This is a genomic window from Microbacterium sp. EB106-03-03-XG65, from assembly GCF_058791955.1.
Genome location: NZ_JBYTEB010000001.1, coordinates 1713712 through 1732619 on the forward strand (window position 1 = coordinate 1713712; position 18908 = coordinate 1732619).

Annotated in this window: 21 protein-coding genes; 10 read left to right on the plus strand and 11 right to left on the minus strand. The window is 69.1% G+C overall.

All coding sequences use genetic code 11. The features are described 5' to 3' along the window. Positions 1-11 precede the first annotated feature (11 nt). Both AC3WS6_RS08035 and dapD read right to left on the minus strand, forming a co-directional pair. The gene (locus AC3WS6_RS08035; protein WP_492500517.1) at positions 12-1415 is read right to left on the minus strand and encodes a DEAD/DEAH box helicase; all 1404 of its coding nucleotides are present in this window, start codon (positions 1413-1415) and stop codon (positions 12-14) included. A gap of 227 nt (positions 1416-1642) precedes the next feature. Continuing rightward, complete coding sequence (gene dapD / locus AC3WS6_RS08040) at positions 1643-2596, minus strand: 2,3,4,5-tetrahydropyridine-2,6-dicarboxylate N-succinyltransferase (protein ID WP_492500518.1); 954 nt, start codon at positions 2594-2596, stop codon at positions 1643-1645. 65 nt (positions 2597-2661) lie between these two features. Here dapD and dapE point away from each other — a divergent pair, with 65 nt between their 5' ends. The 3 genes from dapE to AC3WS6_RS08055 all read left to right on the plus strand — a co-directional run bounded on the left by dapE (position 2662) and on the right by AC3WS6_RS08055 (position 5204). Continuing rightward, the gene (gene dapE / locus AC3WS6_RS08045; protein ID WP_492500519.1) at positions 2662-3735 is read left to right on the plus strand and encodes a succinyl-diaminopimelate desuccinylase; all 1074 of its coding nucleotides are present in this window, start codon (positions 2662-2664) and stop codon (positions 3733-3735) included. Next, entirely contained in the window at positions 3717-4934 is a 1218-nt protein-coding gene (locus tag AC3WS6_RS08050; RefSeq protein ID WP_492500520.1) for a hypothetical protein, read from the plus strand. The genes dapE and AC3WS6_RS08050 overlap by 19 nt, the downstream gene beginning before the upstream one ends. A 96-nt stretch (positions 4935-5030) precedes the next feature. Further along, positions 5031-5204: a DUF3117 domain-containing protein gene (locus AC3WS6_RS08055; protein WP_017203323.1), complete on the plus strand. Its 174-nt coding sequence runs from the start codon at positions 5031-5033 to the stop codon at positions 5202-5204. An 86-nt stretch (positions 5205-5290) separates the two neighbouring features. On the opposite strand, the gene AC3WS6_RS08060 is transcribed toward AC3WS6_RS08055, so the two are convergent. Next, a complete protein-coding gene (locus AC3WS6_RS08060) occupies positions 5291-5926 on the minus strand; it encodes an O-methyltransferase (protein WP_492500521.1) in 636 nt (211 codons plus the stop codon). An 89-nt stretch (positions 5927-6015) separates the two neighbouring features. Between AC3WS6_RS08060 and AC3WS6_RS08065 the strand changes: the two genes are divergently transcribed. Together AC3WS6_RS08065 and AC3WS6_RS08070 are read left to right on the plus strand one after the other, a co-directional pair. Continuing rightward, positions 6016-6402, plus strand: a complete 387-nt coding sequence (locus tag AC3WS6_RS08065) for a twin-arginine translocase TatA/TatE family subunit (protein ID WP_492500522.1) — start codon at positions 6016-6018, stop codon at positions 6400-6402. Then, positions 6399-7007: a hypothetical protein gene (locus tag AC3WS6_RS08070; RefSeq protein ID WP_492500523.1), complete on the plus strand. Its 609-nt coding sequence runs from the start codon at positions 6399-6401 to the stop codon at positions 7005-7007. The genes AC3WS6_RS08065 and AC3WS6_RS08070 overlap by 4 nt, the downstream gene beginning before the upstream one ends. Here AC3WS6_RS08070 and AC3WS6_RS08075 read toward each other — a convergent pair. The 3 genes from AC3WS6_RS08075 to AC3WS6_RS08085 are packed head-to-tail and all read right to left on the minus strand — an operon-like array spanning position 7004 to position 9929. Further along, positions 7004-8122: an Mrp/NBP35 family ATP-binding protein gene (locus tag AC3WS6_RS08075; RefSeq protein WP_492500524.1), complete on the minus strand. Its 1119-nt coding sequence runs from the start codon at positions 8120-8122 to the stop codon at positions 7004-7006. The genes AC3WS6_RS08070 and AC3WS6_RS08075 overlap by 4 nt on opposite strands. Beyond that, positions 8119-8664, minus strand: coding sequence for a DUF1003 domain-containing protein (locus AC3WS6_RS08080; protein WP_492500525.1), 546 nt, complete (start codon positions 8662-8664; stop codon positions 8119-8121). The genes AC3WS6_RS08075 and AC3WS6_RS08080 overlap by 4 nt, the downstream gene beginning before the upstream one ends. Next, positions 8664-9929, minus strand: coding sequence for a magnesium transporter MgtE N-terminal domain-containing protein (locus AC3WS6_RS08085; protein ID WP_492500526.1), 1266 nt, complete (start codon positions 9927-9929; stop codon positions 8664-8666). Before AC3WS6_RS08085 ends, AC3WS6_RS08080 begins: the two co-directional genes overlap by 1 nt. A gap of 110 nt (positions 9930-10039) precedes the next feature. On the opposite strand from AC3WS6_RS08085, the gene AC3WS6_RS08090 reads away from it, so the two are divergent. From AC3WS6_RS08090 to AC3WS6_RS08100, 3 genes are read left to right on the plus strand one after another with little or no spacing between them, the layout of a single operon-like run. After that, entirely contained in the window at positions 10040-10792 is a 753-nt protein-coding gene (locus AC3WS6_RS08090; RefSeq protein WP_492500527.1) for a YflT domain-containing protein, read from the plus strand. Then, complete coding sequence (locus AC3WS6_RS08095) at positions 10792-11544, plus strand: DUF4870 domain-containing protein (RefSeq protein ID WP_492500528.1); 753 nt, start codon at positions 10792-10794, stop codon at positions 11542-11544. The genes AC3WS6_RS08090 and AC3WS6_RS08095 overlap by 1 nt, the downstream gene beginning before the upstream one ends. Continuing rightward, the gene (locus AC3WS6_RS08100) at positions 11544-12206 is read left to right on the plus strand and encodes an alpha/beta hydrolase family protein (protein WP_492500529.1); all 663 of its coding nucleotides are present in this window, start codon (positions 11544-11546) and stop codon (positions 12204-12206) included. The genes AC3WS6_RS08095 and AC3WS6_RS08100 overlap by 1 nt, the downstream gene beginning before the upstream one ends. A 120-nt stretch (positions 12207-12326) precedes the next feature. On the opposite strand, the gene AC3WS6_RS08105 is transcribed toward AC3WS6_RS08100, so the two are convergent. Together AC3WS6_RS08105 and AC3WS6_RS08110 are read right to left on the minus strand one after the other, a co-directional pair. Beyond that, positions 12327-13748 (minus strand): aminopeptidase P family protein, encoded by a 1422-nt coding sequence (locus AC3WS6_RS08105; protein WP_492500530.1) that lies wholly within the window; start codon positions 13746-13748, stop codon positions 12327-12329. A 37-nt stretch (positions 13749-13785) separates the two neighbouring features. Then, the gene (locus AC3WS6_RS08110) at positions 13786-14808 is read right to left on the minus strand and encodes an endonuclease/exonuclease/phosphatase family protein (RefSeq protein WP_492500531.1); all 1023 of its coding nucleotides are present in this window, start codon (positions 14806-14808) and stop codon (positions 13786-13788) included. 89 nt (positions 14809-14897) lie between these two features. Between AC3WS6_RS08110 and AC3WS6_RS08115 the strand changes: the two genes are divergently transcribed. Further along, positions 14898-15773 (plus strand): PHP domain-containing protein, encoded by an 876-nt coding sequence (locus AC3WS6_RS08115; protein WP_492500532.1) that lies wholly within the window; start codon positions 14898-14900, stop codon positions 15771-15773. A gap of 94 nt (positions 15774-15867) precedes the next feature. On the opposite strand, the gene AC3WS6_RS08120 is transcribed toward AC3WS6_RS08115, so the two are convergent. After that, a complete protein-coding gene (locus tag AC3WS6_RS08120; RefSeq protein WP_492500533.1) occupies positions 15868-17382 on the minus strand; it encodes a DEAD/DEAH box helicase in 1515 nt (504 codons plus the stop codon). Between the two features lie 168 nt (positions 17383-17550). Between AC3WS6_RS08120 and AC3WS6_RS08125 the strand changes: the two genes are divergently transcribed. Then, complete coding sequence (locus AC3WS6_RS08125; protein ID WP_492500534.1) at positions 17551-18264, plus strand: ferritin-like fold-containing protein; 714 nt, start codon at positions 17551-17553, stop codon at positions 18262-18264. Between the two features lie 51 nt (positions 18265-18315). Here the strand turns inward: AC3WS6_RS08125 and AC3WS6_RS08130 are convergent, their stop codons facing one another. Both AC3WS6_RS08130 and AC3WS6_RS08135 read right to left on the minus strand, forming a co-directional pair. After that, positions 18316-18603, minus strand: coding sequence for a hypothetical protein (locus AC3WS6_RS08130; protein WP_492500535.1), 288 nt, complete (start codon positions 18601-18603; stop codon positions 18316-18318). A gap of 7 nt (positions 18604-18610) precedes the next feature. Further along, positions 18611-18835 carry a DUF3107 domain-containing protein gene (locus tag AC3WS6_RS08135; protein WP_492500536.1) on the minus strand — a complete coding sequence of 75 codons (225 nt, stop codon included), beginning with the start codon at positions 18833-18835 and terminating at the stop codon, positions 18611-18613. Between the last annotated feature and the right edge of the window lie 73 nt (positions 18836-18908).

Consider the following 18908-nt stretch of genomic DNA (forward strand, 5'->3'; position numbering starts at 1 on the left):
TCGTGCAGGGGTCAGCGACCCTGAGAGCTGCGACCGCGGCCGCCCTGACCGCCGGAGCGGGACTGGCCACCCTGACGTGCGCCGGCCTGTGCCCCCTGGCCGCCCTGACCACCCTGGCCGGAGCGCGGACGACGGCTGCGACGCGAGGGCGGGGTGCTCGCCGAGTTGCGCTCGCCACCCGCGGGGCGCTGCTTCGACGACGCACGCTGCTGCTGCGGTGCCTGGACGGGAGCGGGACGAACGTGGGGTGCGCGCTCGGGGACGAGCTCGGTGACCGCATCCGAGGTGAGCGGCTCGAGGGCGGCGGTGATGGCTGCCTTGCGAAGAAGGTCCTTCACATCGCGACGCTGCTCGGGCAGCACGACCGTGACGACCGTGCCCGCTGCGCCCGCACGCGCGGTGCGACCCGAGCGGTGCAGGTACGCCTTGTGCTCCATGGGCGGGTCGACGTGCACCACGAGGTCGACGTTGTCGACGTGCACGCCGCGGGCGGCCACGTCGGTCGCGACGAGAACGCGCACTCCGCCGTCTTCGGGTGCGGAGGAGAAGGCGCTGAGGTTGCGCTCACGTGCGTTCTGCGACAGGTTGCCGTGCAGGTCGACGGCCGGGATGCCGGCGGCGGTGAGCTGCTTCGCGAGCTTCTTCGCCTGGTGCTTGGTGCGGGTGAAGAGGATGCGGCGCCCGGTGCCCGATGCGAGATCGCGCACGAGAGTGGTCTTGTTGTCGGTGGAGTCGACGACGAGCACGCGGTGCGTCATCTCGCCGACGGGAACGCTCTCTTCGTCGACCTCGTGGCTCACGGCGTTCGACAGGAAGCGGCGGGCGAGCGTGTCGATGCCGCGGTCGAGCGTGGCGCTGAACAGCAGTCGCTGACCGCCTGCCGGGGTGGCGGTGAGGATGCGGGTGACACCGGGAAGGAAGCCGAGGTCGGCCATGTGGTCGGCCTCGTCGAGCACGGTGACCTCGACCGCGTCGAGCTGCACGACGCGCTGCTTCATCAGGTCTTCGAGGCGACCGGGGCATGCCACGACGATGTCGACGCCGTTGCGCATCGCCTGCTCCTGCGGGCGCTGGCTGACCCCGCCGAAGACGGTGGTGACGCGCAGGCCCTTGGCCTCGGCGAGCGGCGCGACGGTCGCGGCGATCTGGGTCGCGAGTTCACGGGTCGGAGCGAGCACGAGGCCGCGGGGGTGTCCGGGACGGCTCTTGCGCGACGACGCGGCGAGGCGGGCGACGAGGGGGAGCGCGAACGCGATGGTCTTGCCGCTGCCGGTGCGGCCGCGGCCGAGCAGGTCGCGTCCGCCGAGGGAGTCGGGAAGCGTGTCGCGCTGAATCGCGAACGCCTCGGTCTTGCCGTCCTTCGCAAGGACGGCGGCGAGGTCGGCGGGCACGCCGAGATCGAGGAAGGAAGTCATGAAGTATCTCCGAGAATGCACGCATGAACCGATGAGGCCGAGTGCGGGAAGGTGGGCGACGGCGCGGGATCGCGCATCGTTTCGCCGTTCGAAATGGCCAGAACCAGGCAAGTGGCGCGGGAGCGTGTCGACGACGCAGACGCCTCGCATCGCGAGGAGCGTCGCGTTCAGGCTAGCACGCGCCACGGGGAGAAGGCTGGGACGCGGCGTCTCCCCGCGCGTCGCGCTCAGGCGTGGAGCGCCTCGTTGAGCGTCACGCCGACACCCGCACGACGTACGGCCTCGACCGCTCCGCTCAGCGAGTTGCGGCGGAAGAGCAGGCCGTTCCGGCCCGACAGCTCCGCGCCCTTCACGGTCTTCCTGCCGCCGTCGGAGGTCACCGGTCCGTCGACGAGCACGATCTTGGTTCCGGCGGTGACGTAGAGCCCCGCCTCGACCACGCAGTCGTCGCCGAGCGAGATGCCGATCCCGGCGTTGGCTCCCAGCAGAGTGCGCGCGCCGATCGAGACGCGATGCGCACCGCCGCCGGACAGGGTTCCCATGATCGACGATCCGCCCCCGATGTCGCTGCCGTCGCCGACGACGACGCCCTGCGAGATGCGTCCCTCGACCATGGAGGAGCCGAGCGTACCGGCATTGAAGTTCACGAAGCCCTCGTGCATGACGGTCGTACCGGGGGAGAGATGGGCGCCGAGGCGCACGCGCGACGCGTCGGCGATGCGGACGCCGGCGGGCTGCACGTAGTCGGTGAGGCGGGGGAACTTGTCGAGGCCCTGCACCTGGATGCCTGCGCGCTGAAGAAGGGGACGGAGCCTGGCCGCATCATCAGGATGCACGGGACCGGCGTTCGTCCATGCGACGTTGGGCAGATGGGCGAAGATGCCGTCGAGGTTGAGTTCGTTCGGGCGCACCACCAGATGAGACAGCGCGTGCAGGCGCAGGTAGGCATCCACAGTGGATGTCGGTGACGCGTCGAGGTCGACCCGCAGCTGCACGGTCTCGACCGTGACGTTGCGGCGCGCGTCGGGTCCGACCAGGCTGCCGAGGGCCGAGAGCGCGGCGGCTGCGGCATCGGCGGTGGGGGCGGATGTCGTCACTTCGGGGAACCAGGCATCCAGCACGGTGCCGTCGCCCGCGATCGTCGAAAGTCCGGTACCCCACACGGTGCGCGCCTCACTCATGCCTCCACGGTATCGCGAGCGGACAAGGGCGATGACACGGATGTCGGTGTAAGTAGGCTGGACGCATGCTGCTCGATCTGACCGCGTCCTCCATCGACCTGACCCGTGCGATCTGCGACATCCCGAGCGTGTCCGGCGACGAGGCCGCGCTCGCGGATGCCATCGAAGAAGCGATCTCGGCGCACTCCCATCTCGAGGTGCTCCGTCACGGCAACACGATCGTCGCCCGCACGAACCTGGGACGTGCCCAGCGCGTCGCCATCGCTGGCCACATCGACACAGTGCCGATCAACGACAATGTGCCGACGAAGGACATCGAGATCGATGGTGTCCCTCACCTCTGGGGCCGGGGGACGGTCGACATGAAGAGCGGCACGGCGGTGCAGCTGAAGCTCGCCGCAGAGCTCACCGATCCCTCGGTCGACATCACCTGGATGTGGTACGACAACGAGGAGGTCGAGGCCTCGAAGAACGGCCTCGCGTTGCTGGCCGCGGTGCGACCCGACCTCTTCCAGGCCGACTTCGCGATTCTCGGCGAGCCGTCGAACGGCGAGGTCGAGGGCGGATGCAACGGCACGATGCGTGCGATCGTTCGCACCTCCGGCGTGCGCGCGCACGCAGCCCGGGCCTGGATCGGCGAGAACGCCATCCATCGCGTGGCGCCCGTCCTCGCTCGCCTGGCGGAGTACCGAGCCAGGGAGGTGCCGGTGGAAGGGCTGGTCTACCGCGAGAGCATGAGCGCCGTGCGCATCAGCGGCGGGGTTGCGGGCAACGTGATCCCCGATGCGTGCGAGGTCGAGGTCAACTACCGGTTCGCGCCGAGCAAGACGGCCGCCGACGCGGAAGCGCACATCCGCAATCTGTTCGCCGGTTTCGACGTGCAGATCACCGACGCGGCCGAGGGTGCACGGCCGGGTCTCGATGCTCCGATCGCCCAGGAGTTCGTGAAGGCCGTCGGTGCCGAGCCGCGTCCGAAGTACGGGTGGACCGACGTCGCCCGGTTCTCGGCGCTGGGCATCCCTGCCGTCAACTACGGTCCCGGTGACCCGCATCTCGCTCATCACGACGAAGAGCGGGTCCCTCTCGTTCAGATCGACGCGGTCGAGCGGGGACTGCGCGCGTGGCTCACGTCGCGCTGAGGCTCGCGCGCCGCTGGGCCCAGCTCGCGCTGCCGCTGCAGATCGCGCTGATCTATCTGGCTGCGCGTGCCGTGACGACCGGGCTCATGATCGGCGCCGCGGCGCAGTCGACCTCGCTCTCCCGATTCGGCGCTCAGCCAGGACTGATCGACTTCGTTCTCGGGTGGGACGCGCAGTGGTACTGGCTGGTCGCAGAGCAGGGCTACCCGAGCGACCTCCCGCGAACCGACACGGGCGACGTCGCCGAGAACGCCTGGGCGTTCATGCCTGTCTTCGCATACGCGGCCAAGTTGCTGGGGATGCTGTTCGGGTCCTGGGGTGCCGGCGCGTTCCTGCTGTCCTTCATCGCCGGCTATCTGGCCTGTCTCGCGCTCCATCGCCTGCTTCGCGACCGCGTCGGTCGATCGGCCGCGATGTGGTCGGTCGTCTTCTTCGCATGCGGCCCCCTCGCGGCCATGTTCCAGGTCGGCTATGCGGAGACTCTCTTCCTGCTGCTCCTCTTCCTCGCGCTCGACCTCACCATCCGACACCGATACGCATGGCTCTATGCCGTGATCCCCGTGATGGCGTTCACCCGCCCGGGAATCCTCGCCTTCGCCCTGTTCCTCGGCCTGCATGGGATTCTGAGGTGGTCGCGCCGTCGTGAGGAGGCGCTGCACGCACGTGAGGTCGTGCACATCATCGCGCTGGGTGCACTGGCCACGGTGTGCGGTTTCGCCTGGCAGGGGATCGCCGGTGCGGTCACCGGCGACTCGGGCGCGTATCTCGCGACCGAGCTGGCATGGCGACGTAACTGGGTCGCGGGCGGTGTCGAAGGCTTCGTGCCCTTCGAAGGCTGGGTGCAGGCGGCGCAGTTCTGGTTCGTCCAGTGGGGGCTGCCGGAGGCTGCGGGGCTGGTCGCTCTCGTGATCCTCGTCGCCGGCGCAGGATGCGCCCTGCTCTTCGCGTCTCAGGTGCGGCGCCTCGGCCCGGATCTGCGCCTGTGGAGCGCGAGCTACCTGCTCTACCTGCTCGCGGTCTTCTTCCCGCAGTCCAGCACCTTCCGGTTGCTGCTGCCGATGAGTCCGCTCTGGGGGGCGGTGGCGCTCCCGCGCTCGCGGGTGTGGCGACTCGGTGTACTGGTCGCGTGTGTCATCGGACAATGGGCATGGATCCACCACATGTATGCCCTGGGCAACACGTTCTGGCAGGTGCCCTGAATGTTAATGCTCGATGCATTTCTTCACGGGAGACATACAGCCTTCGGTGACACCCGATAAACTGGTGAGATACCACCGGAGGAAAAGGAGCCCACGATGGCAGCGATGAAGCCGAGGACTGGCGACGGACCCATGGAGGCCGTGAAGGAAGGGCGACTCATCATCGTGCGCGTCCCCCTCGAAGGCGGCGGCCGCCTGGTCGTTTCCGTGAACGACGCAGAAGCGAAGGAACTCCACGACGTGCTGGCAGCCGTCGTGGCGCCAGCCTGATCGACATCCGTCCGCCACGCGCGGATATACACATGAGAGGGCGACGGATCACCGATCCGTCGCCCTCTTCGTGTTCGTAGCGCCGGTCAGGCGTCCGTGACGCGGATCAGCTGAAGCAATCCCTCACCCGAGGCCGAGACGGTCGCGAGTACCGCGGCCGACTCCTGAGTCTCCTGGATCAGAGAGCGGTACGCGGCCGTGACGGCGTCGCGCTGGACGGGATCTGCCACACGCCCGGCGGCGAGAACGCGGGGAACCAACACCATTCCACCGTCCCGAGCAAGTCGCAGCCCGTGCTCGACGTACTCGATCACGTTCTCGGGGTCGGCGTCGACCAGGACGATGTCGTACGACGACTCGTTCATGCGGGGGAGGACGTCTGCCGCTCGGCCGCTGATGAAGCGAGCGCGAGTCGCGGGGACGCGCGCGTCGGCGAACGCCTGCCGTGCTGCTGCCAGGTGCTCGGGTTCGTTGTCGATCGATGTGAGCACTGCGTTCGGGGCTCCGCGCAGCAGCCAGAGTCCGGACACGCCTGCTCCGGTGCCGATCTCGACGATCGAACGAGCGTTCGTCGCTGCGGCGAGGACTGCGATCTGCGAACCGACGACGGCGCTGACGGGCGCGGCTCCGAGCTCGACCGCATTGGCGCGAGCGCGTGCGATGGAAGACGGCTCCACGATGGATTCTCGGAGGAAACGCGCGTTCGCATCGTTCTCGCTCATTGCCCTGTTCTCCCGACTCACATGTGTGTTCTCCCAGCGTATGCGCTCGGCGCGCAGCAACCAGGCAGGCGCGGCGGTAGCCTGGTCAGATGGAACTCGGAATCTCATTCGAGAAGATTCTGCTGATCGGTCTGGTCGCCGTTCTTCTCGTCGGACCCGAGCGGCTGCCCCGTTATGCCGAAAACGTGGCCAAGCTCGCTCGGCGCGCCGGTGAGTTCCTGCGCGACACCAAGAGTCGGGTTCGCGAGGAGATGGGTCCCGAGGTCGACGACGTGGACTGGCGCAAGCTCGACCCTCGTCAGTACGACCCGCGTCGGATCATCCGGGACGCCCTGTTCGAGGACGCGCCGGCCGTCGCCGCGACTCAGGCTGCCACGGTGGTCGCAGAGCCCGCGGTCGCGCCCGTGCGGCCCGTGCGCACGCGACCGGAGTTCTCGGTGGCGAACCCACCCCCGTTCGACCTCGAAGCGACGTGACGCGCACTTCGCTCGAAAGGCTGAAGGCGAAGGACCATGCCGCTTTCCTCGCGGCCGCCGTCTGTGCCGTGGTGTCGATCCTCATCTGGATGCTGTGGGTGCTGCCGATCGCGGGCTCGATCGACGATGCTCGGCCTGTGCCGATCGGTCGCACGATCGCCGTCGACCTCTCCGCGGGGCAGACGGTAGGGATCTGGGCGAGCGGTCGATCCGCCGCGCTGGGCTCGATGGACTGCTCGGTGACCGACGTGCACGGTTCGGAGGTCCAGCAATCGGGTGGCTCATCGCTGCGCTGGGATGACGTGCTCTGGTGGATGACACCGAGGCGGGGGTTCGAGCAGCACTCGCAGATCACCGCGAGCGAGGCCGGGGAGCACGTCGTCCGATGCGAGGATTCGCTCGACACCTACGACGGAGAATTCCTGGTGGCGGGCGATTCATTCGGCACGGGGGATGTCGGCCTCGGTCGCACGGGTGGCAGCGACTACTCGATCGGTGCGATCCTCGTCTTCTGCGCCGTGCTCTGCCCGCCCGTCGCGGTGCTGATCCCGGCCGTGATCCTGCTGCGTCGACTGTTCACACGACGCGGCCGGATGCCGCGCTAGCCGAGCGACAGCGGGAGCGGGCGGCCCGCGAGGCCCCGGCCTCGGCCCGCGAGGGAGCGGGCGAGGTCGTCGATCGCCCGCGCCGAGGCATCCGCGGGGTCGGCGATGACGATGGGAGTGCCGTCGTCGCCGCTCGCGCGCAGCGCCGGGCTGAGGGGGATCGATGCGAGCAACGGCACGGGGTCGGTCTCAGAGAGCGCGGTCGCGACCGCAGCGCCGCCACCGGAGCCGAACAGATCGAGCACTGTCCCGTCGGGGAGCGTGAAGGGTCCCATGTTCTCGATCACCCCGATCACACGCTGTCCGGTCTGGCGCGCGACCAGACCGCTGCGGATCGCCACATCGGATGCCGCGGCCTGAGGCGTCGTGACGACCAGGACCTCTGCGTGCGGCAGCAGCTGGCCTATCGAGATCGCGATGTCGCCGGTACCGGGCGGCATGTCGATCAGGAGCACGTCGAGGTCGCCGAAGAAGACGTCTGTCAGGAACTGCTGCACGGTGCGGTGGAGCATCGGACCGCGCCAGGCGACCACCGCCTCGCCGTCGCGCAGGAACATGCCGATCGAGATGGTCTTCACCCCGTATGCGACCGGGGGCAGCATGAGGTCGTCGATCCGCGTGGGCTGCGTGCCCGCGGGGATCCCGAGAAGACCGGGAATCGAGAAGCCATGGACGTCTGCGTCGACGAGCCCGACCGAGAGGCCCTGCCCGGCCAATGCCACCGCGAGGTTCGCGGTGACCGTGGATTTGCCGACGCCGCCCTTCCCGCTCGAGACGAGGATCACGCGGGTGAGCGAGTCGGGGCCGAACGGCATCTGGCGCGGCGCGCGGCCGTCGCGGAGCTTCTCGGTGAGCGCTCTGCGCTCGGCAGGGGTCATCACTCCGACGTCGACCTGCACGTCGTTCACACCGGGGACGGAGGCTGCTGCAGCACGCACGTCGGACTCGATCCGCGCGGCCGCCGGGCAGCCCACGATCGTCAGGACGATCGACACTTCCGCCGTGCCCGCATCGACGGAGACGCCTTTGACCATGTCGAGGTCGCCGATGGGGCGGCGCAGCTCGGGGTCGGTGACCGCGGCGACCGCCGCCCGTACGGCGTCGGCGGGACTCACGATGACGATCGGCCGCTCTGGTGTGGCGACTCTCGTGGCTCGTCGTCGGTCTCGCCCAGTTCGGCGAGCAGCGCCTTGAGTTCCTGACGCAGCACGTCTCGGGTCACGATCTGGTTGTTGCGCTCTTCCAGAGACATGCGCAGGGCGACGATCTCTCGGGCGAGGTACTCGGTGTCGGCGAGATTGCGCTCGGCGCGCTGACGATCCTGCTCGATCTGCACCCGGTCGCGGTCGTCCTGCCGGTTCTGCGCGAGCAGGATCAGCGGTGCGGCGTACGACGCCTGGAGCGACAGCATCAGGGTGAGCGCCGTGAATCCGAGGGCCGCGTCGTCGAAGCGGAGGTGCTCGGGGAGCAGCGTGTTCCAGCAGATCCACAGCACGCAGAAGAGCGTGAGGATCAGCAGGAACGCGGGCGTGCCCATGGCACGGGCGACCCACTCCGTGAAGCGCCCGAAGCGGTCCCTCGACGTGGAGCGCTGCCGGGACGACCCTCGGCCGAGCGGGGCGTCGAGTCGAGGAGAGCGAGAGCGGGAGCGAGCCATCAACGCACCGTCCCGGGGATCGCCGGCTCGTCGCTGTCGTGCGTGCGCCAGTCGTCGGGAAGCAGATAGTCGAGGACGTCATCGATGCTGATCGCGCCGACCAACCGGTGCGCGGCGTCGATCACCGGAAGCGACACGAGGTCGTAGCTCGCCAGCATCCTCGCCACCTCGGCAGCAGACGCGGTGACGGCGACGGGCTCGAGACTGTCGTCGACGATCGCTCCCAGCCTCTCGTGCGGGGGATAGCGCAGCATCCTCTGGAAGTGCACCATGCCGAGCAGTCGCCCCGTCGGCGTCTCGAACGGCGGGAGCGTGACGAACACGGCGGCGGCGAGAGCCGGATGCAGCTCATGACGGCGGATGAGTGCGAGCGCCTCTGCCACCGTGGCGTCTGCCGAGAGGATGATCGGCTCGGGGGTCATGAGGCCGCCGGCAGTGTCGGGGCCGTAGCGGAGCAGCATCCGCACGTCCTCCGCCTCCTCCGGCTCCATCAGCTCGAGGAGCTGCTCGAGACGGCTGGGGGGAAGCTGCGCGAGAAGGTCGGCGGCGTCGTCGGGCTCCATCTGGTCGAGGATGTCGGCGGCGCGCTCATCACCGAGTCTGTCGAGGATGTGCACCTGCTCGTCTTCGGGCATCTCTTCGAGCGCGTCGGCGAGGCGGTCGTCGGAGAGCTCCTCGGCGACCTCGATCATGCGCTGCTGCGGAAGGTCGAGCAGGGTGTTCGCGAGGTCGGCCGCATGCAGCTCCGAGTACGAGGCGACGAGCTGCTCGGCAGACTGGGCCTCCCCGGGCGATTGCTGCTCGGACACCTCGTTCCAGGCCGCGAACGTCGTCGGGCCCTTGGCGAACGGCGACGCACTCGTCTTGGGGCGGCGGAGGAAGAGCTGACTGACGGCCCACTCGCCGAGGCGGTTGGGCTCGATCGCGACGTCCTCGATCACGGCCTTGCCGCTGCCGTCGACGAGATCGACCCGGCGTCCCAGCAGCTCCGCGAGCACCCGCACCTCGCCGGCGCGGGGCGAGAACCGTCGCACATTGATGAGCCCGGTGCTGATCACCTGGCCCGCGCGGATCGAGGTCACGCGACCGATCGAGAGGAAGACCTGCCTGCGTCCGGGGATCTCGACGACAAGGCCGATGACACGCGGGGCCGCCGTACTTCGATACACGATGACGACGTCACGGACCTTGCCGAGCCGGTCGCCCACGGGGTCGAAGACGGCGCACCCGGCAAGGCGCGCGGCGAATACCCGTTGTGTGCTCACCTCTCCAGCGTAGTGCGCGGGGCCTGCGAAGAGGGCTCGGACGGGGGTCGGACGCCGGCTGCGCGCGCGACTCGCGGGCCGCTCATCGGCAGGCATGGAACAATGGCGGGATGAGCATGCTGAACCGTCCAGCTGACAGCCGCGATGAGGGCGAGATCGTCGCTTCCACCCGCGATTACGAAGGCGCGCAGAAGACGGTGTCGAAACTGATCGCCGAAGAGGTTCCGGCGCGCGACATCGCGATCGTCGGTCAGAGCGTGCGCACGGTCGAGCGCATCACCGGTCGGCTCGGCTATGCCGCAGCCGCGCGCTCGGGTGCCGTCAACGGTGTGCTCATCGGCCTCTTCCTCTCGGCGATCCTCGTGATCGGCAATCCCGATGTCCCGATCCAGCTCTTCGTCGGATTCGTCTTCATCGGAGTCGCCCTCGGCATGCTGCTCAGCCTGGTGACGTATGCGATCGTCCGTCGCCGTCGGGACTTCGCCAGCATCACGCAGTTCGCCGCCGACCATTACGAAGTGCGCGTGCAGGCAGCGTCCCTCGCGAAGGCGCGGCTCGCACTCGGCGCCGGGAAGCCCGCGCCCGTGCGCGCACCGGTGAACTTCGACGAGCCGCCCCGGTACGGCGAGCGGATCACGCCGGGCACCCCGAGCGCGCCCACTCCGCCTCCCGTGCCCGAGGAGCCGGCTCCCGGCGCTGACACCGCGCCCGGCACGGAACCGACTCCTCCGCTGGGGGGCGGTCACACCCCGCCTGCCGAGGCCCCCGTGCCGCCTCGCCCCGCCGACCCGACAGGGCCGCAGACCGACGCTCCCGGAGCCGCCTCGCCCGGTGTGCCGCCGAAGCCGGCGGAGACCGCCTGATGGTCGATCCGCAGCGCGAGAACGAGCCCGACCGCCCGGTGGTGCCGCCCGTGCCGCCGGCACCACCCCAGTACGCGTCCGCCGATGGCCAGTACGCGGTTATACCGCCGGCACCGAGGGGCACCCCCTCTGCGCCGCCGCAGGCTCCGGGGTACGCGCCGCCGCAGGCTCCTGGGTACGTGGCGCCGCAGCCGACCCCGACCTACGCTCCGCCGCAGCCCCCGGGCCATGTACCGCCACAGCATCTGCCGCTCGGTCACATGCCACCGCAGCAGCCGACGCCCGGTTACGCACCGCCCCAGGCCCCGGGCTACCCCTCAGCGGCCTACCCCGCGGGTGCCTACTACCCGGTCGCGGCGCCGCCGCGTGGGCTGCTGCCGTGGGCTCTCGGGCTGCTGATCTTCATTCCCTTCCCGTTCGTCGGAGGGTTGGCCTCGGGAATCGCGATGGCTGTCAGCGGCGGGGCATCCCGACGCTTCGGCGGCGTGGCGCGCGAGAACGCTCGTGCTGCACTGAACTGGGGTCTCACCTATCTTCTCGTGTCGACCGTCCTCCTGCTGTCGCACTTCGTGATCCTCTTCGCGCTGACCTCGGAATCGAGCGCGAGCGGTTTCTATCCGATCGGCATCCCGATCACGCTGTACTTCGCGGTGTCGGTGCTGCATGTCGTGCTCGTGATCATGGGCATGGTGAAGGCCTCCGCCGGCAAGGTCGTGCGCGTGCCGTTCGCGATCCCCTACCTGCGCGCCTGATGGTCGACCTCGCGGTCGACCTCTCCACCGGTCCCGTGACAGTCTCCGCCGACTGGTGTCAGGGATCTGCGGGTGCGACCGTGATCATCGCCCACGGCGCCGGTGCAGGGAAGGACCATCCCTTCCTCACCGGGTTCGCCGACGCCATCGGCACGCTCGGATTCTCGACGTTGCGCTTCAACTTCCCCTACGTCGAGCAGGGGCGTCGGATGCCGGGGCCGGCCGCGCACGCGATCGCCACCTGGAAGGCAGCCGTGGCATTCGCCCGTGAGCAGGATCCCGGGGCCGCCGTCTGGGCCACCGGCAAGTCGTACGGCGGACGCATGGCCTCGATGGCCGTGGCCGAGGGCCTCGTCGTCGACGGGCTGGCGTACCTCGGGTATCCGCTGCACGCACCGGGCAAGCCCGAGAAGCCGCGCGCGGAGCACCTTGCGGCCATCGAGGTCCCGCAGCTGTTCGTCGAGGGGACGAACGATCCGTTCATCCAGCCGCTGTCGCAGTTCGAGGAGGTCGTGGCGACCTGCCAGGACGCGCGTGTGGTCTGGATCGAGGGCGGGGCGCACACCTTCGAGATCAAGGGGCGCAGGCGCGCGGCATCCGAGATCGGCATGACGCTCGCACCGTTCGTCGCGGAGTTCGTCCGCGGCAGTGAGCACGGCTGACGTCCGTCGTCGAAGGTTGTGGCTGCGAGCCCAGGCTCACGAGCACGAAGACCGCCGAGCGATCACTCGCTCGGCGGTCATCTCGATGAGGCCGACCTCGCCCTGGGAGGGGGGCCGTGATCAGCTCTGGACGCGGGCGATCCAGGCCTCGACCTCATCGGCAGTGCGCGGGATTCCTGCCGAGAGGTTGACCGGCCCGTCCGCCGTCATGAGGATGTCGTCCTCGATGCGTACACCGATGCCGCGGTACTCCGCGGGCACCGTGAGATCGTCGATCTGGAAGTACAGGCCCGGTTCGATCGTGAACACCATGCCCGGTGCCAGGATGCCGTCGTAGTACATCTCGCGCCGCGCGTGAGCGCAGTCGTGCACGTCGATGCCGAGGTGGTGCGAGGTGCCGTGCACCATGTACCGGCGGTGCTGCCCTCCGAAATCGGCCGACAGTGCCTCCTCCGCGGTCACGGGAAGCAGGCCCCACTCGGCGACGCGGGCTGCGATCACCCGCATGGCCGCCTCGTGCACCTCGCGGAAGCGGACCCCGATGCGGGCCGCGGCGAAGGCGGCATCCGCCGCTTCTCGCACGGTCTCGTAGACGCGGCGCTGGACCTCGGTGAACGTGCCGGACACGGGCAGAGTGCGCGTGATGTCGGCCGTGTAGTAGCTGTCGGCCTCGACGCCGGCGTCTACCAGGATGAGATCACCGGGGACGACCGTGCCATCGTTGCGGGTCCAGTGCAGGTAGCACGCGTGCGGGCCGGAGGCGGCGATCGTGTCGTAGCCCTCTCCATTCCCGTCCTCGCGCGCACGGCGGTGGAAGACGCTCTCGACGACGCGCTCGCCGCGAGCGTGCGCGACGGCGTCGGGGAGCGATCGGATGACGTCGTCGAAGCCCTGGGCGGTGATGTCCACGGCACGACGCATCTCGGCGATCTCGAACTCGTCCTTGACCAGGCGCAGCTCGGAGACGAAGCGGGTCAGGTCGTCGTCCTCCTCGAGGACGAGCTCGCCGTCGGCGGGAGCGAACCTGTCGAGATGGTCGGTGGCGACCGCGAGGTCGGCGGCGACGCCGGCGAGCGACGGGCGCGGGCCGATCCAGAACTCGCCCACGGTGGCGTCGGCGTAGAACTCCGTGGTCGTGCGGTCTGCGCGCTCGCGGAAATACAGGGTGACGTCATGACCGGCATCGGTGGGGTCGAACACGAGCACCGAGTCGGGCTCGGAATCCGACGCCCATCCCGTGAGGTGCGCGAACGCGGAATGCGCGCGGAACACGTAGTCCGTGTCGTTGCTGCGCTGTTTGAGCGAACCCGCGGGGATCACGAGGCGCTTGCCGGGGAATGCCGCCGAGACGGCAGCGCGACGTTCAGCGGCGTACGGCGCCTGTGCACGCGGAGCGGGAAGCGTCTCGGTCCGCTCGGCCCAGCCGGTCGAGATCGTGTCGAGGAATCCTCGAGGGAAGGGCTGCTTGCGGTTCGTGGTGCTGCCTTCGACGGGGGCATCGACGGCGGGCTCTGCGATCGTGTCGCGTTCTGCGGTGCTCATCCCTCCAGTCTGTCACCTGAAGGGGACGCGTGCGGGGTCAGCCGGCCGGCTCGAGCTGGACGACCAGCCCGCGGTGGTCGCTGCCGCCCGCATCGTCGATCACGACCGATCCGGTCGGTACCCAGTTGGGCGACGCCATCACGTGGTCGATCGGCGTGCTGAGCAGCGCGGGCAGCGAGCTCGGCCAGGTTCCGCTGTAGCCGTTCCCCGTGCGCGAGGCGACATCGCGGCAGTAGCCCATGTCGCCCCCCTCGACCCCGAGACCCGCCATGTGATCGACGGTCGCGTTGAAGTCGCCCGCCAGCAGGAAGTCGCCTTCGGGGCACTGGTCCGCGATCCATCGCAGATCGCTGCTCCACTGATCCATGTCCTCCATGCGCGGAGCGACGGCGTGCACCGCCACGATGGTCGGGCCCGATCCGTCGACCGGCATGAGCACCGCGCTGGGCACGGAGCCGGTGTTGTTCGATCCGTCCTCCGACGATTGGATCACGGAGTACTCGCCGAGCTCGGGCGAGACCAGGACGGTCGTGTGCCACGACTTCGGGCCGTCGACGACGTCGGGCTGGAACTGCACGTGATGCACCCACATCGGGTGCCCCTGTTCGCGGAGCATGACCGCGATCTCCTCGCCCACGGCTTCGGTCGTCTCGGGGAGCGCGACGACGTCGGCGCCCTGATCGAGGATCTGCTGCGCGATCTGCGGTGCGGAGACCTTGTCTCCGGCGGTGTTCCAGCTGAGCACGCGCACGCTGGTGGCGGTGGCGGCGGGGAGAGCGCCGGACCCGAATCCGCGCAGGGCTCCGATGACCCCTGTCGCGCCGGCGCCGAGCAGCGCCACGATCAGCACCGAGGCGGCGAATCCGCGCAAGGGGCGGGCGAACAGCAGGAGCATCGACAGGACGGCGATGACGAGGAATGCCGCGAGGACCACGCCTCGAGCCGCGACGATCTGCGCGAAGGGGTACGTCTGCTCCAGATGGAAGAACTGCGGCCACACGACGATCGCCGTGGCGATCGCGAGCAGCACGGTGAAGAGAATCCCCAGAAGTCGAAGCATCCGTTCCAGCCTAGAAGCCCTCGCTGTGAAGAGCCTGCCCCGCCACGGAGCTTTCGCTGGAGCCGTCTCCTCGTGGGTACTCTCGGAGGATGGCAGCCGCTCGATCCCACCGCTTCTCAGGTCCGTCCGACCTGCATCTGCACTCGAACCATTCGGACGGCACGGAGGCTCCGGCCGACGTCGTGCGACAGGCGCACGCACACGGAGTGCGCACGCTCGCGCTGACCGACCACGACCGCACGACCGGATGGGACGAGGCAGCCCATCAGGCCACGGCGCTGGAGATGACGTTCATCCCCGGGATGGAGCTGTCGGCGAAGCACGAGTGGCGCAGCGTGCACGTGCTCGGGTATCTCTTCGATCCGCATGACGACGCACTGCGCGTCGAGACGGATCGGATCCGTGGCGACCGCGTCGGTCGTGCGGAGCGGATCGTGCGCAGCATCGGCCGTGACTACGACCTCGTCTGGGAGGACGTGCTCGCCCAGACCGCCCTCGACGCGACGGTGGGGCGGCCGCACATCGCGGACGCCCTGGTCGCTCGGGGGATCGTCCGGGATCGCGCCGAAGCGTTCGACGGCATCCTGCACCCGCGCGAGGGATATTACGAGCCGCACTACGCGCCGGATCCGCTGACCGCCGTGCGACTCATCACCGAGGCGGGGGGAGTGGCGATCATCGCGCACCCGGTGACCGCGGGCCGAGACCGCATGCTGCCGGTGCCGTTCATCGAGACGCTCATCGAGGCGGGGCTCGGCGGGTTCGAGATCGACCACCGCGAGAACACGGATGCCGGGAAGAGGAAGCTGCGGGCGCTCGCTGCCGAACACGACCTGATCGTCACAGGATCGAGCGACTACCACGGCGCAGGCAAGCCCAACCTCCCCGGTGAGAACACGACTGCGGACGAGATGGTCGCGCGCCTGATCGACCGCGCGACGGGGTCGGCACCCACGTACGCCTGACATCCGCGAGACGGGCTCTCGCGGTACGACAAAGGGGCGGATGCTGCCGCAGCAGCATCCGCCCCTTCGATCTCTCGATCAGGACCTGTGCCGGTCAGGCTCCGGCGACCGGGGCCGAGCCTGCGGCACCCGAGCCGCCGCGGCGGCGACGCCGACGACGTGCGGGTGCGGGCTTGCCGTCGTGGTGCTCTTTGCCCGCTCCGTCGTGCGTGCCTGCGCCTTCCGCACTGCGGTCGGCCGCCGGCGCTGCGGACTCCGAGGCGTCGCTGTCGGACGCACCCTCTGCGAAAGTCGATCCGATCTGGGCCGAGCCGCCCCGGCGCCGGCGGCGGCGGCGAGTGCCGCTCTCGCCTGCTGCATCGGCGGCCACATCGGCCGCGCGCTCGGGTCGCGGTGCGCGCGCCGGCTTCTCGGCCTTCGGTGCGCTCACGAGGCGGCCCTTGGTGCCCGCCGGGATGTCGAGGTCTTCGAAGAGATGCGGGCTCGACGAGTACGTCTCGACGGGCTCGGGCTGGCCGAACTCGAGGGCGCGGTTGATCAGGGCCCACTTGTGCAGGTCTTCCCAGTCGACGAACGTCACGGCGATGCCGGTCTTGCCCGCGCGCCCGGTGCGGCCCGCACGGTGCAGGTACGTCTTGTCCTCGTCGGGAATGGTGTGGTTGATCACGTGGGTGACATCGTCGACGTCGATCCCTCGGGCCGCCACATCGGTGGCGACGAGCACGTCCTTCTTGCCGGCCTTGAAGGCAGCCATCGAACGCTCGCGCTGATCCTGGCCCATGTCGCCGTGCACGCCGCCAACGTTGAAGCCGCGGTCGCCGAGCTCGTCGACGAGGCGCTGTGCGGCGCGCTTGGTGCGGGTGAAGATCACGGTCTTGCCGCGACCCTCGGCCTGCAGGATGCGCGCGATGATCTCGTCTTTGTCGAGCGAGTGGGCGCGGTAGACCAGGTGCTTGATGTTCGCCTGCGTCAGACCCTCGTCGGGGTCGCTCGCGCGGATGTGGATCGGGTTCGTCATGAACCGCCGGGCCAGGGCGACGATCGGACCGGGCATGGTCGCGGAGAACAGCTGAGTGTGGCGGACCGCGGGGACCTTCTGGAAGATCTTCTCGATGTCGGCGAGGAAGCCCAGGTCGAGCATCTTGTCGGCCTCGTCGAGCACGACCTCGGTGGCGTTCGACAGGTCGAGCAGACGCTGGCCTGCGAGGTCGATCAGACGACCGGGCGTGCCGACGACGATCTGGGCGCCGGCCTTGAGCTGGTCGATCTGACCCTCGTAGGCCTTGCCGCCGTAGATGGCGACGACGCTGGTGGAGCGATTGCTGGTGAGCAGGTCGATGTCCTCGTACACCTGCACCGCGAGCTCGCGGGTGGGGACGACGATGAGCGCCTTGACGCCATGCTCGGGGTCGAGGCCCAGTCGCTGCACGACGGGGATGCCGAAGCCGAAGGTCTTGCCGGTTCCGGTCTTGGCCTGGCCGATGATGTCCTGGCCGGGCAGGCCGAGGGGAATGGTCTGCTCCTGAATGGGGAACGCGTCGACGATGCCCTTGGAGGCGAGTGCGTCGACGATGTCCTGATCGATTCCGAGATCAGCGAAGGTTGTCAATGTTCAGATGCCTGTCCGGCGATCTTCGAGGATCGCCCAGTTTCACGGATCCACGCCGTCTCATGTGCCACAGGCGCGGGCCCCGCTCCGACGGCGGGGACAGGGACAGCCTACCTGAGAGGGTCCGCAGCGCCCGGAAATCGTGTCGGTCCCGGGTAGTGTGAATCCGTGGTCAACTGGTTCTGGAAGCGGAAGGCGCCGAGGCGCGCCCTGACGTTGCGCAGTCGCGGCGAGCAGGGAACGGCCACTCGGGTGGACTTCTCGGAGCTCGCGCCGGAGTTGAATCGCTTTCTCGGACAGGCGGCCTACCTTCAGCTCGGCTACTTCGAGACCCTGACACGGCTAATCCGCGCGACTCCCGAGCTCTCTGAGAAGGAGTCGCTGTCGCGCGCCGCCGGTGCCGCTCTCACCAAGCACCGCGCGATCGTCGACCTGATCGCCGAGCGCGGGGACGACCCCACTCAGCTCATGCTCCCGTTCCGGGAGAACCTCGACGCGTTCCGCCGCAAGACGATCGGTGCGCGCCCACGCGAGACGCTCCTCGCCGTCTACATCACCGCGGGAATGCTCGACGACTTCTACTTCGCTCTCGCGTCCAGCTACGGCGACACGGGGGAGAAGGTCGCTGCGATCCTCGGCGAGGATGACGCGCGCCATGAGATCGTCGCGATCATCCAGGAGACGATCGACGGCGACGGAGAATGGCGATCGCTGCTGTCGATGTGGGCGCGGCGCCTCGTCGGCGACACGATCCTGGTCTGCCGATCTGCGTTGCGGCAGCCCGAGCTCGCGGCGATGAGCGAGGACCGCGTCGAACTGGTCTACACCGAGTTGATGGGCGCACACGCTCGTCGCATGGATGCCATGGGCCTGGCGTCCTAGACGCCGACGTCAGAGACGACCCGATCGCAGAGACGACCCGACCGCGGGCGATCAGATGCCGAGCGCCGCTTTCGCCGAGGCGTCCGCGCGACGACGGAAGGTGACCACGGCGACCGTCAGCGCCGCCGCGACCACGACCGAGCCCAGAACGCTGGCGAGCCACAGCCAGATGCTGTCCTCGCCGACGCCGAGCCACTGCATGCCGGTGTAGACGACCGCCGCCAGAGCGGTCGCGATCGCGGGTGTCAGCACGACCCCACGGAGTTCTCGGCCACCGATCAGGAAATGGGCGGCGATGCCGAGCGCGCACGCCCCGATGAGTGCGAGAAGGATGTACATCGAGACGTCAGGCGAAGAAGCCGACTCGACGGGACTCCTCGGTGCCGAGCTCGATGTATGCGAGGTTCGCTGTGGGAACCAGGTAGGAGTTGCCCTTCACGTCGGCGAAGCTCAGGTGCGAGGTGTTCTGCTCGAGAGCCGAGGCGACCTGCGTGCGGACCTCGTCCGCGCTGGATGCGGTCTCGAAGCTGAGCTCGCGGCCGGTGTTGATGATGCCGATGCGGATTTCCACGCGTACTCCTGTTTTCCAGTCGACGATGCTGTGGTCGAGCCGACCTCGGGGGCCGGCGACTGCGCCCAACTCT